Origin of the sequence: Herbiconiux daphne (assembly GCF_024979295.1) — a bacterium.
Lineage (GTDB): Bacteria > Actinomycetota > Actinomycetes > Actinomycetales > Microbacteriaceae > Herbiconiux > Herbiconiux daphnes.
This window is the reverse complement of sequence record NZ_JANLCJ010000004.1, coordinates 442,161-457,007: the sequence shown is the minus strand read 5'-3', so window position 1 is coordinate 457,007 and position 14,847 is coordinate 442,161. Positions and strand designations below refer to the sequence as shown.

Genomic DNA, 14,847 nt, shown 5'->3' with positions numbered 1-14,847 from the left:
CGCTTCCGAGAAGGACTCATCGTGGACAATTCTCTCCTCGCGCGCTTCCGGCGCGCGACTCACGGACAACCGGTGCCGGCGCTCATCGCGCTCGCGCTGATCGTCGTTGTGATCGCAGCACAGGCGCCGGTTTTCATGACTGCGGGCAACATCGCAAACGTCATCGATCAAGCGGCCATCCCGGCGATCATCGTGGTCGGCCTGAGCTTCGTGATCCTCATGGGCAGCATCGACCTCTCCGTCGAGGGGGTCATGGCCGTCGGTTCGATGTCGGCTGCGCTCCTGGTGGCGAACGACCGCAACTCGCTCGACTTCGGTCTCTGGGCCCTCCCCGTGGTGATGATCATCGGTGGCGTGCTCGGACTCGTGAGCGGCCTCGCCGTCACACGGCTCCGCATCCCGTCGTTCCTCGCCACCATCGCCATCGCCAGCGTTGCTTCGGGCATCGCCCTGATCCTGTTCGGCACCAGCGCCAAGCCGCAGATCGTGGACCCGGTGTTCATCGATCTGACCCAGGGCACCTTCCTCGGTTTCACGAAGGTGTCGTGGCTCGCCTTGGTCATCGTGTTGCTCGGCCTCGTGATCCAGCGCTATACCCGCTTCGGCCGGTACGCGTACGTCATCGGGGGGAGCGAGGAGATCGCCAAACTCTCCGGCATCGACGTGAGGCGCTACCGCCTCCTGGCTTTCGTGATCGCCGGGATGTGCTCGTCGCTCGCAGGGGCGTTGACCGCCAGCCGCACGAGCATCGGCTCGACCACGCCGGGAGACGGCCTGTTGTTCCTCACGATCGCGAGCGTCGTCATCGGCGGAACGATCCTGACGGGCGGGCGGGGCGGGGTGCTCCACTCCGTCATCGGCGTGCTCATCATGGGCGTGATCGTGACCGGGATGGTGCTCATCGGGGTGAGCGGGTTCTACCAGCAGATCATCCAAGGCGTGGTGCTCCTCGTCGCCGTCACGGCGGTGGCATGGAAGCTCCGCCGACCCATGAGAGTGGTGATGTAAGTGTCCGCAGCAGAACCGACAGTGGCGCAGACCTCGACCGAGGCGCCCGCGTTGCGTCTGACCGACGTTTCCAAGTCGTTCGGCGTCGTCAACGCCCTGACGAAGGTCTCGCTCGAGATCCGTCCACGCGAAGTCGTGGGGCTGATCGGGGAGAACGGAGCCGGGAAGTCGTCGCTCCTGAAGATCTTGAGCGGCAACCAGACGGCCGACAGCGGCACCATGGAGCTCAGGGGGCGGCCGGTGACGTTCTCTTCGATCTCGCAGGCGATGTCGAACGGCGTCGCGATGGTCTACCAGGAACAATCGCTCCTGCCGAACGTCAGTGTTGCTGAGAACATTCTGCTCGGGAACGAGCGTGGTGCGGTGCGGGACGGGTTCTATCGCTGGAAGCAGATGCACCGCACGGCTCAGCGTCATCTCGACGAGGTCAAAAGCGGAGTGTCCCCGAGCGACATCACCGACACGCTTCCCTTCGCCCAACGTCAGATGGTCGAGGTCGCCAAGGCTCTTGCGACCGGCGACGGCTCGCCTTACGACCCGGTGATCCTGCTCGACGAACCGACCTCGGTGCTCGAATCGGGTGACATCGAGACGTTGTTCTCCGTCATCCGCCGGGTCAAGGAGCACGCATCCATCGTCTTCGTCTCGCATCGCCTCGAGGAGGTGCTCGAGATCTGCGATCGCGTCTACGTCATGCGAGACGGCGAGGTGGTCGCCGAGGTCGACCCTGCCGAGGCCGACGTCGACCAGCTGTTCCGGCTCATGGTCGGACGCGATCTCACGAGCGGGTACTTCCGGGAAGATCTCTCGACGGAGCCCACGCCCGACGTGCGGCTCGCGATCGAATCGCTCACCGGCCCAGGATTCTCCGATGTATCGCTCGGAATCAATCGGGGCGAGATCGTCTCGATTCTCGGCGTGCAGGATTCCGGACGAGAGAACCTCGGCCGCGTACTCTTCGGGGCGCTGCCGGCCGCGCACGGATCGGTCAGGATCGACGGCGAACGGGTGGGCCTGCGCAGCACGCGCGATGCGGTAGCGAGAGGGATCGGTTACCTTCCCAGCGAGCGCAAGATCGACGGCGCGATCATGGGTATGTCGGTGGCCGACAACATGACACTCGCGCATCCTGACGTCGTGTCGACACTCGGTGTGATGCGATCCCGCCGAGTGCGCGAGGTCGCAGACGAATGGATCCGCCGGCTCGCCATAAAGACCTCAGGGCCGGCAGCCGAGATGGTGAATCTCAGCGGCGGCAACCAGCAGAAGGTCGTGCTGGCCAAATGGATGCTGGCTCCCGACCTCCGGGTGCTCATCCTCGACACCCCCACTCGCGGACTCGATGTCGGTGCGAAGTCAGAGGTCTACGCGATCCTCCACGGACTCGCCGCGAAGGGGGTTTCGATCATCCTGCTCGCCGATTCGCTCGAGGAAGGCATCTACGTCTCCCATCGGGTCATCACCATGGCCGACGGCAAGGTCACGGGGGAGTTCACGTCACGGCCGGGCAACCGCCCGAGCCGAACCTCGCTCATCGAAAGGATGCTGTGATGCCGACCAGCTCAGAGGTCACGCCTGTGGTCGAGGTCGAGAAGGGGCGCCGCCCGGCTGGATCGACAACGCGCTCGGCGAAACGAGGGGAACGGAAGGGCGCGGCCGCACGGGTGCTCGGCTTCGTCAACCAGAAGGGGCTGACGCCGGCGATCGTCGTCGTTCTCATGATCGTGGTCTTCTGGGCCATGAATCCGTCCGGCGTCACGCTGAACACGCTCTCCACACTGTTCGACCAGTCCGCGGCCTTGCTGATGTTGGCGCTCGCGCAGTCTCTGGTCGTTCTGATGGGGCGGATCGATCTCGCGAACAGCGCGTTGGCATCGTTCCTCTGTGTGCTGCTCGTCATCTGGCTGAACACACTCGGGCCGATAGCGATCCCCCTCGTGCTTCTTCTCGGGGTGGCCATCGGTGCGCTTCAGGGCTGGGTGCACATGTACTTCCAGATTCCGTCGTTCGTCGTGACGCTCGCCGTCTCGGGGATCGTCGGAGGGGCAGGCCTCATCGCGTCGGGTGCTTCGGCGGTCAGTCTCATCCAGAACTTCGAACTGGTGCAGTGGTTCTATGAGTCGCCCGGCGGAATTCCGCTCGCCTTCGTGATCGGTGCAGCGATCGCGGCGGTTCTCGCGTTCTTCGTCGCGAAGACGGCACGCGGGCGCACACTGAAGGCGATCGGATCGAACCAGCGCGCCACGGCGTACAGCGGAATCAGGACGACGGTCACCGTCGTGCTCGGGTTCGCCCTGGCGGGCCTTCTGATCGGCATTGCGGCCATCATGACCGTGGGTCAGCTCGGCACGGCATCGTCGGGAATCGCGAACAGCCTTCTCTTGCCGAGTATTGCAGCGGTGGTGGTGGGTGGAACCGCCATCTCCGGCGGCACCGGTGGCCCGGGACGGATCGTATTCGGCGCCTTGATCATCGCCCTGTTGCGCATCGGGCTCGACATCATCGGCGTGCCCCAGGAGTTCCAGCCGATCGTCTACGGCGTGATCGTCATCGCCGCGATCGCCATCACCGTCAACCGTTCGCGCACGCTGTCCGTGGTCTAGGGCCACAGCGCGTCGACTGAAGAAGGAAGCAGCATGACCAACAGCGACAAGACGACTCCGGAGCACGCCGATGTGCTGATCGTTGGGATGGGCGCTTCAGGAGGAACGGCCGCAAAGGTGCTCTCCGAAGCCGGCTACAGCGTGGTGGGCCTCGAGCGAGGTCCGTGGTTGACACCCGCGAAGCACTTCTCGGGTGACGAGGTGAAGTTCGTCAACCGCAACTATCTCTGGGCCGATCCGCGGATCGCGCCGCGCACGCTCCGCATGTCGGAGGACGAGGTGGCGGAACGTTATCCCTTCTCCATGGTTCCCTTCACCGTGGGAGGCGGAACGACCCACTGGGCGGGCTGGTTTCCACGGCCGCGAGAGTCCGACTTCCTGCAGCGGAGCCTGCATGGCGACATCCCCGGCGCGAGCCTGGTCGACTGGCCGTTCCGATATGAACATCTCGAGCCGTACCTGACCAAGGTCGAGTGGGCATTCGGATGCGCCGGGCTCGCCGGCGCCGACAAGTACGAACCGTTCCGGAGCGCCGGATACCCGACGGCACCGCTTCCGCCCACCAAGTTCGGCAAACGGTTCTACGACGCGTGCAACAGGTTGGGGATCAACGGATTCCCGATTCCGCAGGCGACGATCTCCGAACCGTATCGTGGTCGCACACCGACGAACTGGACGGGATTCTGGAACACCTACGGCGATCCGACATCCACTCGTTCGTCGACCCTGACCACGTTCATCCCGGATGCCGTCGCCACAGGCAACTTGGAACTCCGGCCGGAATGCTACGTGCGAGAGGTGATGGTCGGACCGGACGGGCGTGCGACCGGTGTGCTCTACACCGACGCCGACGGACGCGATGTCGTCCAAACCGCGAATGTCGTCATTCTCTGCCTTGGCGCCATCGAATCCGCGCGCCTGATGCTGCAGTCGACCTCGAGCAGTTTCCCCGATGGCATCGGAAACTCCAGCGGGCAGGTCGGCCGAAACGCGACCTTCCACGAGTACGTCTTCGCCGTCGGCCTCTTCGATGAGCCACTCGACGGCTGGGTGGGCAACTACATCAGCGGGGGATCGTTCGAGTTCTACGAGACCGACGAATCGCGTGGCTTCATCAACGGCGGTTTCATCGGAGCGTCGATGACGGGGCAGCCCGGGAACTGGATCCTGCCCGGCCGCCCCGCCTGGGGTCAGTCGGCGAAGGACGCCGACCGCGAGTTCTTCGGTCGGGCGATGAAGATCGGGAACACGGTGCATGACCTTCCGGTGGAATCGAACCGTGTCGATCTCGACCCGACCGTGAAGGACGCCTGGGGTTTGCCCGTGGCGCGCATCACGCATCGATCGCATCCGAACGACGTGGCCCTGTCGAGATGGCAGGTGAACAAGAACGCGGAGATTCTCGAAGCCGCCGGCGCCCGCAAGACCATCCCTGTCTACATCAACGAAGGCCACAGCACCGGCAACTCGTGTCATCAGCACGGCACCGCGCGCATGGGCACCGACCCGTCGAAGAGCGTGCTGAACGAGTGGGGACAGTCCCATGACGTCGACAATCTCTTCGTGCTCGACGGCTCCGGGTTCCCGACGGCTACCGGAGTGAACCCCACGCTCACGATCATGGCGAACGCGTGGCGGTGCGCGGAGTACATCGACGAGGTGTACGCGCGAGGCCGGGAGGCGGAGATTCCACGAGAGCATCGAACCTCGTCCTCGAAGGTGGGCACCCGATGAGCTCCAGCAAAGCCGACTGGCGAGTGGTCGTGCCCGAAACGGTCGACGACAACCAGCCCTTGTTCTTCAGCCCGCACGAATGGTCGACGATCGAGGCGGCTACCGCCCGGATCATGCCCACCGACCACGACCCCGGGGCGAGAGAAGCGGGAGTGGTGCGCTTCATCGACAGATACCTCTCGGGGATCACGTACATCTACGCAGCTGCAGACGGGTCGGGGTTTCTCGAACTCGCCGGCAAAGAAGCTGAAGCGTGGCGGGCGCGCATCTTCGACATGCGGCACACCTACCGCTGCGGCATCCGTGATCTCGACGCGTCCGCCGCGGGCCGGAGCGGGGGCCTCGACTTCGTGAGCCTCAGCGAGCCGGAACAGGATGCCGCGCTCGAGGAGCTCTCTGGTGCGAACAAGCCGGACCCATTGAGTTTCGAGACCGACACCATCGCCGGTGCGTTCCAAATGGGTGCGTTCGATGAGGGCCTGCCGTTCTTTCAGGCGCTCCTGCTGCACACCCGGCAGGGCTTCTATGGCGACCCGGTGTACGGAGGCAACCGCGACCGCGTGGGGTGGAAAGTGATCGGGTTCCCCGGCCCGGACTCCCTGGCCGACACCATCTCGGGAGCGTACAGCCTGCGCGATTCCTATCTCGCGGACTACTCCTGGCCAGAACTCATTCCGCACCTGAGAACGAAAGAAGCACGATCATGACTGCAGGACTGGTCTCCCTCGAGAGCGTCGGATTGGACCTCGCTCGCGCCGGCGTCGACGCGGCGGTGGCTGAATCGCGAGCGCGAGAGTTGCGCACGTGCTGCGCGATCGTCGATGCCGCTGGGCACCTCGTAGCGTTTGCGCGGATGGACGGGGCGCCTTTTCAGACCATCGACATCGCACGGGCCAAGGCCTTCTCCGTGGCCGGCAACTTGACGGCAACGCATCAGTACTGGGCCGATATCGCCGACGACGCTTGGCTCGTCCACGGGGTGCGGAACATCGACGGGCTCTCCCTCCTCGGGGGCGGAATTCCCATCCGCATGGGCGATACCGTCGTGGGTGCTGTCGGGGTCTCGGGTCAGAGTTCGATGAGCGATGACCAGGCCATCGCGGAGGTCGCCGCCGCCGCCATCGAGAGGCTTCTCGGATCAAGGCCGTCCCCGTGACGGGCTGGCATTCGATCGGCCGCCGTGGGGGCGGAAGCCATGACCGAGAATGACCCGAATTCCCCGATACCCGGGCCTTCACCTTTTCCGGCGGGGCCACCGGCAAAGAAGTCCGTGCGGATGGTCGAGGTCGCGCGGCTCGCAGGCGTTTCTCAGCAGACGGTCTCCCGGGTCGTCAACGGCAATCCGAACGTCGGAAAGGACGTCTTCCGTCGCGTCGACGAGGCCATTCGCCAGCTGGACTACCGGCCCAACAAGGCGGCGCGCGCACTGGCCACGAACAGGAGCATGAATCTCGGCGTCATCAGCTTCGGTCTGGCGCAGTACGGCCCGTCGGTCGCGCTGTTCGGCATCGCGGAGGAAGCACGTCGACACGGCTACGCCACGAGCCTGGTCACCCTCGGCGACGTCGACAAGCGAACCATCCAGTCGGCCCTCGATCATCTGACGGCGACCTCCGTGGACGGCGTTCTGGTGCTCGCGCCGGTGCAGGCAGCACGCGTCGCGCTCAGCGGAATGGACTACGGGATACCGCTCGTGGTGTTCGACCCTGGGAGCGAAGGGCTTCCCAATCATGTCGCGGTCGACGAGGTCAGGGGAGCCCGGCTCGCGACGAGGCATCTGCTCGAGCTCGGGCATGAGACCGTGTGGCACGTGCGAGGGCCGGCCGGCTGGACCGGCGCTGAGGCGAGGGTGCGTGGTTGGGCCGCCGAACTGTCGGCCCAGCACCGGTTCGCACCCGATACGTTCGACGGCGACTGGACGAGTGAATCCGGCTACCGCGCCGGCCAGCTGGTAGCCGCAGACCCACGCATCACTGCCGTCCTCGTCGCCAATGATCAGATGGCTCTCGGACTGATGAAGGCGCTCTCGGAAAACGCTGTGCACATTCCGGGTGACGTCAGCGTCGTCGGGTTCGACGACATCCCCGAGTCTGCCTACTTCCGGCCGAGCCTCACGACCGTGCGGCTCGACTTCGACGAGGTGGGTAGCCGCGCGTTCGACCGCATCCTCGACCTGATGAAAGGCGCGCGGACCGACGACCCCATCCCGCTGATCGCTTCCGACCTCATCCTGCGAGACACCACCGGACCGCCGCCATCGCGCGCCCGCGGTCAGCAAACACAAGTCACACGAAAGGACCAATGATGACCACAACGACGAGCACACGAACACTGGGACGAACGGGGCTCGACGTCTCGACGCTCTGTGTGGGCACCAGTGCGCTGGGCAGCTTTCCCGAGCAATACGGCTACGAGGTCGACGAGGGGGTCGCGATCTCGACGATCCGGCGGGTGTTCGACAGCTCGATCACCTTCATCGACACCTCGAACGAGTACGGCAACGGCGACAGTGAGCGGCGTATCGGCGCGGCGATCGCAGCGGCCGGTGGCGTACCTGCGGGCACGGTTGTCGCAACGAAGGTCGATCCCCTTCGTGGTAGTGACGATTTCTCCGGAGCCCGCGTCAGAGCCTCGGTGGAGGAGAGCCTGGAGCGCCTGGGCCTGGACCGCCTCCCGCTGGTCTACTTCCACGATCCCGAGAAGATCGAGTTCGACGACGCCATGGCGTCCGGCGGCGCTGTGGAGGCGCTCGTCGCCCTCAAAGAACAGGGTGTCATCGAGCATCTGGGCGTGGCGGGCGGTCCGATCGATCTCGAGCTGCGCTACGTGCGCACCGGCATCTTCGACGTGGTGCTCAGCCACAACCGCTACACGCTGATCGACCAGACCGCCGCCCCGCTCATCGATGAAGCATTCGAAGCAGGGGTGGGATTCGTGAATGCAGCTCCGTTCGGCGGCGGCATGCTCGTGAAGGGGCCGGATGTGGTCAAGACCTACATGTATTCGCCCGCCAGCCAGTCGACTCTCGACCGGGTCGCCACCATCAAGTCCCATTGCGACCGGCACGGGGTTCCGTTGGCGGCACTCGCCCTGCAGTTCTCGACGCGGAACACCAAGGTCGCCTCGACCGTGGTGGGGATGTCCGACCCAGTGCGGGTGGATCAGACCCTCGAGCTCGCACACTGGGCCATCCCCGACGAGCTGTGGGACGATGTGCTGCCTCTGACCCGCGCGTAGGGGAGCCGGCCCCGCGAGCCGGGTTGCATAATGGGGTCATGCGGATCATCTCAGTCGGTCGTGACTCCGCGATCTGTTCATGAACAGAGCCGCATCCCGATCGCGGGGCCCCCGGATGGTCGACGTGGCGAAACTCGCCGGGGTGTCGCAGCAGACCGTTTCGCGGGTGGTCAACAATGCCACCAACGTGAGCCCCGACATTCGGGAGCGCGTCGAGACGGCGATCGAGCAGCTGCGCTACCGGCGCAACACCGCGGCCGCCGCCCTCGCGAGCAATCGCACCATGAATCTCGGGGTGGTGAGCTACGCGCTGTCGGTGCACGGCCCCTCCGTCGCCCTGTTCGGCATCTCGGAGGAGGCGAGGCTCAATGGCTACTCGACGCGCCTCATCACCATCGGGTCACTCGACCGGGCCAGCATGAGGGCAGCCCTTCGCGAATTGAACTCCGACGAGGTGGACGGCGTGATCGTGCTGGCCCCGCTCTATTCGGCGGTCGAGATGCTGCGCGGCATCGAGACGGATGTGCCGGTGATCACCTTCGAGCAGGGATCTCCCGAGACCTCGATGAGTGTGTCGATCGACGAGGTGACGGGCGCTCGCCGCGTGGTGCGGCATCTGCTCGACCTCGGGCACGAGACGGTCTGGCACGTCGAGGGACCTCCCGGCTGGATGGCCAGCACGGCTCGACACCGGGGTTGGTCCGCGGAACTCTCCGCCGCCGGGCGGGTCGTTCCGCCGGTGGTGACGACCGCCGATTGGAGCGCGGAATCGGGTTACCGTGCCGGCCTCGAACTGGCCGACCGACCGGGAATCACCGCGGTGTTCGCCGCGAACGACCCCTTCGCGCTCGGCGTGATGAAAGCGTTCGACGAGCGGAGGATTGCCGTGCCCGCCGACGTCAGCGTCGTGGGCTTCGACGATGTCGCCGAGGCCCGTTACTTCCAGCCCGCGCTGACAACCGTGGTGCTCGACTTCGAAGAGGTCGGGCGGGTCGCGGTCGAGCGTATCCTCGCGATGATGCGCGGCGAAGACGCCGAGACCATCCCCTTGATCGAGCCGATGCTGGTCGTGCGAGACAGCACCGCACCACCTCCCGAGCGCGGATAACCGATCGCTCCATGTGACACGGATGCCGCGGCCGACGCGCGGGCCGGCTCGAGTCAGGGCGCTCCCGCCGCCGGCAGCGCCGTGCGCGCGGCCGACGTCTGCAGCCCGTCGAGCGCGAGCGCGAGGTAGCGTCGCCACAGCTCGGGCCGCGTCGCACTGAGGGGCGCGGCGGTCTGGTAGATGCCGCTCAGCAGCAGCACGATGTCGTCGCCGGTCACGTCGGGCCGCAGAGCCCCCTGGCTCTGAGCGCGGGCGGTCAGTCGCGCGACCACGTCTTCCAGCGCCGCGATCGACTCCCGGATGCGCCTGTCACCCACGGCTGTTCCCGCCACGACCTCGCAGAATGCGCGGTCGTGCGCCTGCAGTTCGATGGTCTCGCTCATGAACGCCTCGAGCGCCGCGGCGGCATCCGGAGCCGTTGTGAGGTCTTCGCCGCGGCGCAGCAGCGTGTCGAGCACGTCGCCCACGATGGTGCCGAGCAGTTCGTCTTTCGAGGCGAAATGCCGGAACACGGTGCCCTTGCCCACCCCGGCACGCTCGGCGATGTCGGCAACGGATGCCTCGGTGCCCACCGTCGCGAACGCCTCCGCCGCGGCGCTCACCAGCCGCTGCCGGTTGCGCCGGGCGTCGGATCGCTGTTCGCTCATGGCTCGAGTCTAACGTGACCGGACGGTCCGCTTGTCGACTACTGTGAATGTGACCGCCTGGTCCGTTTCGGAACCGGCGCTCGACGACCAGCACTCGAGACCAGCACGCGAAGACCAGCACTGAAGGAGATCCACGATGAACACCACGCCCACACACACCAGCACGCTGACCGGCAAGGTCGCCTTGATCACCGGAGCGTCATCGGGCATCGGCGAGGCGATCGCCCTGACCCTCTCGCAGGCCGGAGCCCTCGTCGCCGTCGGAGCGCGACGCACCGAGCGGCTCGCAGGCCTGACAGAACGGATGCCGGGGGAGACACTCGTGCTGCACCTCGACGTCACCGACGCCGAGTCGGTGCGCGCCGCCGTCGACGCCACGGTCGAGCGCTTCGGGCGACTCGACGTGCTCGTCAACAACGCCGGTGTGATGCTGAGCGGGCCTGTCGCGGGGGCCGACCCGGCCGAGTGGAAGACGATGATCGACACCAATCTGCTCGGCACGATGTATGCGACGCACGCCGCCCTGCCTCATCTGCTGCAGAGCAAAGGCACGATCGTGCAGACGTCGTCGACGTCGGGTCGCGTCGCCTCGGCAGCGGGAGCCGTGTATTCGGCCTCGAAGTTCGGCGTGAACGCCTTCTCGGAGGGGCTGCGGCAGGAGGTCACGGCCGAGGGCGTGCGGGTCGTGGTGATCGAGCCCGGCTTCGTGGCCACCGAACTGGCGAGCCACACCACGAACGCCGATATGCGAGCCCTGGCCCAGCAGCTGCATGAGTCGATGCGCGCGCTCCAGCCCGACGACATCGCCCGGGCCGTGCTCTACGCGGTGAGCCAGCCCGAGCACGTCTCGGTGAACGAGCTGCTCATCCGCCCCACCGATCAGGTGCGCTGACCGCCGAGGGCGAGTGGGAGCGAGCGCGACCGGGCGGGCGGGAGCGGGCGGCACCGCGCCGCGTCCCGCGCCTACTGGCCCGGGGCCGGCGCGGCGCCGCCCGTGCCCGGGTCGGCGCCCGGCGTGGGCGCGACCGTGGGCTCGGGGGCAGGAGTCGGCTCGGCGGGAGCCTGGGTCGGCGCGGGGGCCGGGACATCCGGAACCGTCGCCGGGGGAACCGTCGGCGTCGTGCCGTCGGAATCACCCGAGCCCGAACCCGTGCCCGAATCCGACCCCGACCCGGTGCTCGTGCCGTTCGAGTCGAAGCGGGTCGTCGAGCCGTCGACGAGCGCCTCGTCGGGCTCGGGGAACTCACCGCCGCCCAGCACGTCGTCGTTCGCCGTCATCACCGACCGCCAGATGCGGTGGCGCACGGTGCTGCCGGCGTAGTCATTGGGATCGATCTCGGTCATCGACACGTTGCCCGACACGTTGCCCACCCACACGGCGGTCGCGGCGGCGGTCGAGGCGCCCACCATCCAGGTGTCCTTCTCGTTGTCGGTGGTGCCGGTCTTGCCGATGTGGGTGATGTCGTCGTTCGGGTTCGACGCGGTGGCGGTGCCGTCTTCGATCGGGCCCAGCATCGCGTAGGCGAGCGTGGCGGCGATGTTCGGCTGCACCGCCTGCGTGCAGTTCGCCTGCGGCGGGGTGATCTCGGTGCCCTCGGGGTCGACGATGCGGTCGATCGCCACGGGCGCGCAGTAGAGGCCGCTCGCCGCGATGCCGGCGTAGGCGGCGGCCATGGTGAGCGGCGCGATCTCGTTGGTGCCCAGGATGTCGCTGGGGTTCGTGCCGAGCTCGTCGCCGTCGGCCCGGTGCACGCCGAGCGACTCGGCCGACTTCTTGATGTCACACATGTCGAGCTGCTCGGCCATCACGGCGAAGGCGTTGTTGACGGAGTTGGTGAGCGCCGACTGCACGCTCATCGTGCCGGGGCGGGCACTGCCGTCGTTCTTCGGGGTCCAGGTGCCGCTCGTCGGTCCCGTGCACGAGTTCGTGAACTGCGAGAAGTCGTAGGTCTGCTCGTTGCCGCTGACCCGGTCGCTCAGCGTGTGGCCCTTCGAGAGCCAGTCGGCGAGGGTGAAGACCTTGTAGGTAGAGCCGACCTGGAACCCCGACGACCCTCCGTAGTCGATGTCGGTGTTGTAGTTGACCGCGGTCGCGCCGGGGGTGGTGGTCGACGGGTCGTCGTCGAAGGTCGTGTTCTGGGCCATGGCCAGGATGCGCCCGGTGCCCGGCTCGACCGTCACGATCGTGGAGCCGAGGTCGGCCCCGTCGTAGGTGGCCGGGATGTACTCCTTCATCGTCTCGTCGGCGTTGGCCTGCAGCGCGGTGTTGAGCGTGGTGTAGATCTTGTAGCCGCCCTGCTTGAAGTGCTGCCAGCGCTGGTCGGCGGTGTCGCCGAACGTGGGGTCGTTCTTCACGATCCAGGTCACGTAGTCGCAGAAGTAGGCGGCGCCGCTCGCGGCGGCCTGGCATCCGGTGGTCGGCTCGGTGATGTTGGGGGTGACCGGGGTGGCGACCGCCTCGTCGTACTGCGCCTTCGTGATGGACTGCTCCTTCAGCATCGAGGCGAGCACGTCTTCGTTGCGGCGGGCCTCGTTGTCGGCGATGTTCTCGGGCCGGTCGATGCGCAGGCCGTTCGGCTCGTTGACGGTGGCCGCGAGCGTCGCCGCCTGGGCGATGGTGAGATCGCGTGCCGACACCCCGAAGTAGTACTGGGCGGCCGCTTCGATGCCGTAGACCGAGCCGCCGAAGTTGGCGATGTTGAGGTAGCCGAGCAGGATGTCGTCTTTGGAGTACTGCTTCTCGAGCGCGATCGCGTAGCGCATCTCCATCAGTTTGCGGTCGAGCGATTCCGTGGTCGCGGCCTCGTAGGCGGCATCCCGTTCGGCTTTGGTGTCGAGCATCTCGGCCTGCTGCACCAGGATGTTGCGCACGTACTGCATGGTGATTGTCGAGGCGCCGCTCTCGACGCCGCCCGACGTGAGGTTGCCCACCGCGGCGCGCAGGGTCGACGCGAGGTCGACTCCGCTGTGCTCGTAGAACCGCGGGTCTTCCGTCGACACGACGGCGTCTTTGACGTATTGCGAGATGTCGTCCCAGCCGACCTCCTGGCGGTTCTGGTCGAACACGGTGGCGAGCAGGCTGGTCGAGCCGTCGCTGTTCGTGGCGTAGATCTCGGACTTCTGCGCGAGCGTGCCGGGCCGGATGCCGTCAGGCAGCGTGTCGAGCACGTCGACCGACCGCGAGGCGTAGACCCCCGTGACGGCCATCGCCGGCACCGCCATCACCGTCACGAGCAGCGCGGCGACGACCGAGAGACCGAGGATCATGCCGACAGGACGCTTGGTGCCGTCGACCAGCCGCTGGAAGGCGTTGACGAGACGGTTGGGACTTTCGGGCATATCGGCCAGGGTACGGCGCTTCGTTCAGAAGACCCTGATAGCGGCGTAGGGTGGCGCGCATGACGACCAGCACCGACCTTCTCGAAGACGCGTTCACGCGCATCCGCGACACCGTGCGCCGGGCCGCCGGCGGGCTCTCCGACGACGACCTGGCGTTCCGCGTCGACCCGGCGGCCAATTCGATCGCGTGGCTGGTGTGGCACCTCACCCGCGTGCAGGACGACCACATCGCGGATGTCGCGGGCACCGAACAGGTGTGGACGCGCGACGGCTGGCAGCAGAGGTTCGGCCTGCCGTTCGACGCCGACGCGACCGGCTACGGGCAGTCGCCCGAGCAGGTAGGGCAGGTGAAGGATGTCTCGGCCGAGCTGCTGGTCGACTACCACGAGGCCGTCTACTCCTCGACCGTCACCTACCTGCGGTCGCTCGGCGAGGTCGATCTCGCGCGCGTGGTCGACGAGTCGTGGAACCCGCCGGTGACGCTCGCCGTGCGGCTCGTCAGTGTGATCAACGACGACCTGCAGCACGCCGGCCAGGCGTCGTTCGTGCGCGGCATCGTCTCGCGGCGCTGAGTCGCTGCGGGTGGGGCGCAGCCGGGCGGCAGCACCGAACCGCCGCGCCGCCGCCGAACGGCCGCCCCGCCGCAGCCCTCAGCTCTCGAAGCGCGCCCGCTCCACCCCGTCGAGCGCGTGCCGCACCCGGGCGCGCATCTCGTCGCTCATCTCGGGCAGCTCGTGCGGCGCGAACCAGCGCGCCTCGGTGTTCTCGCCGTCGGCCGGGAACGGCTCGCCCGACTCGTAGCGCATGCGGAAGGTGATGTCGAGATAGAGCGAGCGGTCGCCGTTGGGGTAGACCACCTCGGGAATGGTGTGCACCCACGCGAGGTGCTCCGCGGATGCCACGACCGAAGCCTCTTCGAGCACTTCTCGCGCCGCGGCGATCGCGGGCTCCTCGCCCGGGTCGACGATGCCGGTCACCGGGGTCCAGGCGCCGTTGTCGCTGCGCCTCACGAGCAACAGGTCGTCGCCGCGGGTCACCACGGCGGTGATGCCGGTGAGCCAGAGCTGGTCGTTGCCGATCTTCTCGCGCAGCGCGAGCACGAAGTCAGGGGTGGCCATGTCTCGAGCCTAGCGGCGCCTGCTGCCGCGACATCCCACCCGCCGCCGGGGGT

The 14,847-nt window shown here is 66.9% G+C and carries 14 protein-coding genes; 11 read left to right on the top strand and 3 right to left on the bottom strand.

The annotated features are described in order from the left end of the window. Positions 1 to 21: 21 nt before the first annotated feature. From N1032_RS13355 to N1032_RS13315, 9 genes are all read left to right on the top strand, one after another. Positions 22 to 1,008 (top strand): ABC transporter permease, encoded by a 987-nt coding sequence (locus tag N1032_RS13355; RefSeq protein ID WP_259539592.1) that lies wholly within the window; start codon positions 22 to 24, stop codon positions 1,006 to 1,008. After that, positions 1,009 to 2,559 (top strand): sugar ABC transporter ATP-binding protein, encoded by a 1,551-nt coding sequence (locus N1032_RS13350; protein WP_259539591.1) that lies wholly within the window; start codon positions 1,009 to 1,011, stop codon positions 2,557 to 2,559. Beyond that, positions 2,559 to 3,611, top strand: coding sequence for an ABC transporter permease (locus N1032_RS13345; protein WP_259539590.1), 1,053 nt, complete (start codon positions 2,559 to 2,561; stop codon positions 3,609 to 3,611). Before N1032_RS13350 ends, N1032_RS13345 begins: the two co-directional genes overlap by 1 nt. A 33-nt stretch (positions 3,612 to 3,644) precedes the next feature. Further along, positions 3,645 to 5,345, top strand: a complete 1,701-nt coding sequence (locus tag N1032_RS13340) for a GMC family oxidoreductase (RefSeq protein WP_259539588.1) — start codon at positions 3,645 to 3,647, stop codon at positions 5,343 to 5,345. Continuing rightward, positions 5,342 to 6,052, top strand: a complete 711-nt coding sequence (locus tag N1032_RS13335; protein ID WP_259539587.1) for a gluconate 2-dehydrogenase subunit 3 family protein — start codon at positions 5,342 to 5,344, stop codon at positions 6,050 to 6,052. Before N1032_RS13340 ends, N1032_RS13335 begins: the two co-directional genes overlap by 4 nt. Next, entirely contained in the window at positions 6,049 to 6,501 is a 453-nt protein-coding gene (locus tag N1032_RS13330) for a GlcG/HbpS family heme-binding protein (protein WP_259539586.1), read from the top strand. The genes N1032_RS13335 and N1032_RS13330 overlap by 4 nt, the downstream gene beginning before the upstream one ends. Positions 6,502 to 6,540: 39 nt before the next feature. Next, complete coding sequence (locus tag N1032_RS13325) at positions 6,541 to 7,650, top strand: LacI family DNA-binding transcriptional regulator (RefSeq protein ID WP_259539584.1); 1,110 nt, start codon at positions 6,541 to 6,543, stop codon at positions 7,648 to 7,650. Further along, on the top strand, positions 7,650 to 8,582 hold the full coding sequence (locus tag N1032_RS13320; protein ID WP_259539583.1) for an aldo/keto reductase: 933 nt from the start codon (positions 7,650 to 7,652) through the stop codon (positions 8,580 to 8,582). The genes N1032_RS13325 and N1032_RS13320 overlap by 1 nt, the downstream gene beginning before the upstream one ends. Before the next feature lie 115 nt (positions 8,583 to 8,697). Then, on the top strand, positions 8,698 to 9,690 hold the full coding sequence (locus tag N1032_RS13315; protein WP_259539684.1) for a LacI family DNA-binding transcriptional regulator: 993 nt from the start codon (positions 8,698 to 8,700) through the stop codon (positions 9,688 to 9,690). A 53-nt stretch (positions 9,691 to 9,743) separates the two neighbouring features. Here the strand turns inward: N1032_RS13315 and N1032_RS13310 are convergent, their stop codons facing one another. Continuing rightward, complete coding sequence (locus tag N1032_RS13310) at positions 9,744 to 10,337, bottom strand: TetR/AcrR family transcriptional regulator (RefSeq protein WP_259539582.1); 594 nt, start codon at positions 10,335 to 10,337, stop codon at positions 9,744 to 9,746. Positions 10,338 to 10,473: 136 nt separating this feature from the next. Between N1032_RS13310 and N1032_RS13305 the strand changes: the two genes are divergently transcribed. Continuing rightward, positions 10,474 to 11,229, top strand: coding sequence for an SDR family oxidoreductase (locus N1032_RS13305; RefSeq protein WP_259539581.1), 756 nt, complete (start codon positions 10,474 to 10,476; stop codon positions 11,227 to 11,229). Positions 11,230 to 11,300: 71 nt separating this feature from the next. Here N1032_RS13305 and N1032_RS13300 read toward each other — a convergent pair whose 3' ends face one another. Beyond that, positions 11,301 to 13,676 carry a transglycosylase domain-containing protein gene (locus N1032_RS13300; RefSeq protein WP_259539580.1) on the bottom strand — a complete coding sequence of 792 codons (2,376 nt, stop codon included), beginning with the start codon at positions 13,674 to 13,676 and terminating at the stop codon, positions 11,301 to 11,303. Between the two features lie 59 nt (positions 13,677 to 13,735). Here N1032_RS13300 and N1032_RS13295 point away from each other — a divergent pair, with 59 nt between their 5' ends. Beyond that, positions 13,736 to 14,248 carry a mycothiol transferase gene (locus N1032_RS13295; protein WP_259539579.1) on the top strand — a complete coding sequence of 171 codons (513 nt, stop codon included), beginning with the start codon at positions 13,736 to 13,738 and terminating at the stop codon, positions 14,246 to 14,248. A 78-nt stretch (positions 14,249 to 14,326) separates the two neighbouring features. Here the strand turns inward: N1032_RS13295 and N1032_RS13290 are convergent, their stop codons facing one another. After that, positions 14,327 to 14,794 (bottom strand): NUDIX hydrolase, encoded by a 468-nt coding sequence (locus N1032_RS13290; protein WP_259539578.1) that lies wholly within the window; start codon positions 14,792 to 14,794, stop codon positions 14,327 to 14,329. Positions 14,795 to 14,847: the final 53 nt, after the last annotated feature.

Coding starts and splice junctions, on each gene's coding strand:
- N1032_RS13295 (WP_259539579.1), top strand. CDS start 13,736: ATGACGACCAGCACCGACCTTCTCGAAGACGCGTTCACGCGCATCCGC.
- N1032_RS13335 (WP_259539587.1), top strand. CDS start 5,342: ATGAGCTCCAGCAAAGCCGACTGGCGAGTGGTCGTGCCCGAAACGGTC.
- N1032_RS13305 (WP_259539581.1), top strand. CDS start 10,474: ATGAACACCACGCCCACACACACCAGCACGCTGACCGGCAAGGTCGCC.
- N1032_RS13325 (WP_259539584.1), top strand. CDS start 6,541: ATGACCGAGAATGACCCGAATTCCCCGATACCCGGGCCTTCACCTTTT.
- N1032_RS13290 (WP_259539578.1), bottom strand. CDS start 14,794: ATGGCCACCCCTGACTTCGTGCTCGCGCTGCGCGAGAAGATCGGCAAC.
- N1032_RS13340 (WP_259539588.1), top strand. CDS start 3,645: ATGACCAACAGCGACAAGACGACTCCGGAGCACGCCGATGTGCTGATC.
- N1032_RS13310 (WP_259539582.1), bottom strand. CDS start 10,337: ATGAGCGAACAGCGATCCGACGCCCGGCGCAACCGGCAGCGGCTGGTG.
- N1032_RS13330 (WP_259539586.1), top strand. CDS start 6,049: ATGACTGCAGGACTGGTCTCCCTCGAGAGCGTCGGATTGGACCTCGCT.
- N1032_RS13300 (WP_259539580.1), bottom strand. CDS start 13,676: ATGCCCGAAAGTCCCAACCGTCTCGTCAACGCCTTCCAGCGGCTGGTC.
- N1032_RS13345 (WP_259539590.1), top strand. CDS start 2,559: ATGCCGACCAGCTCAGAGGTCACGCCTGTGGTCGAGGTCGAGAAGGGG.
- N1032_RS13320 (WP_259539583.1), top strand. CDS start 7,650: ATGACCACAACGACGAGCACACGAACACTGGGACGAACGGGGCTCGAC.
- N1032_RS13315 (WP_259539684.1), top strand. CDS start 8,698: ATGGTCGACGTGGCGAAACTCGCCGGGGTGTCGCAGCAGACCGTTTCG.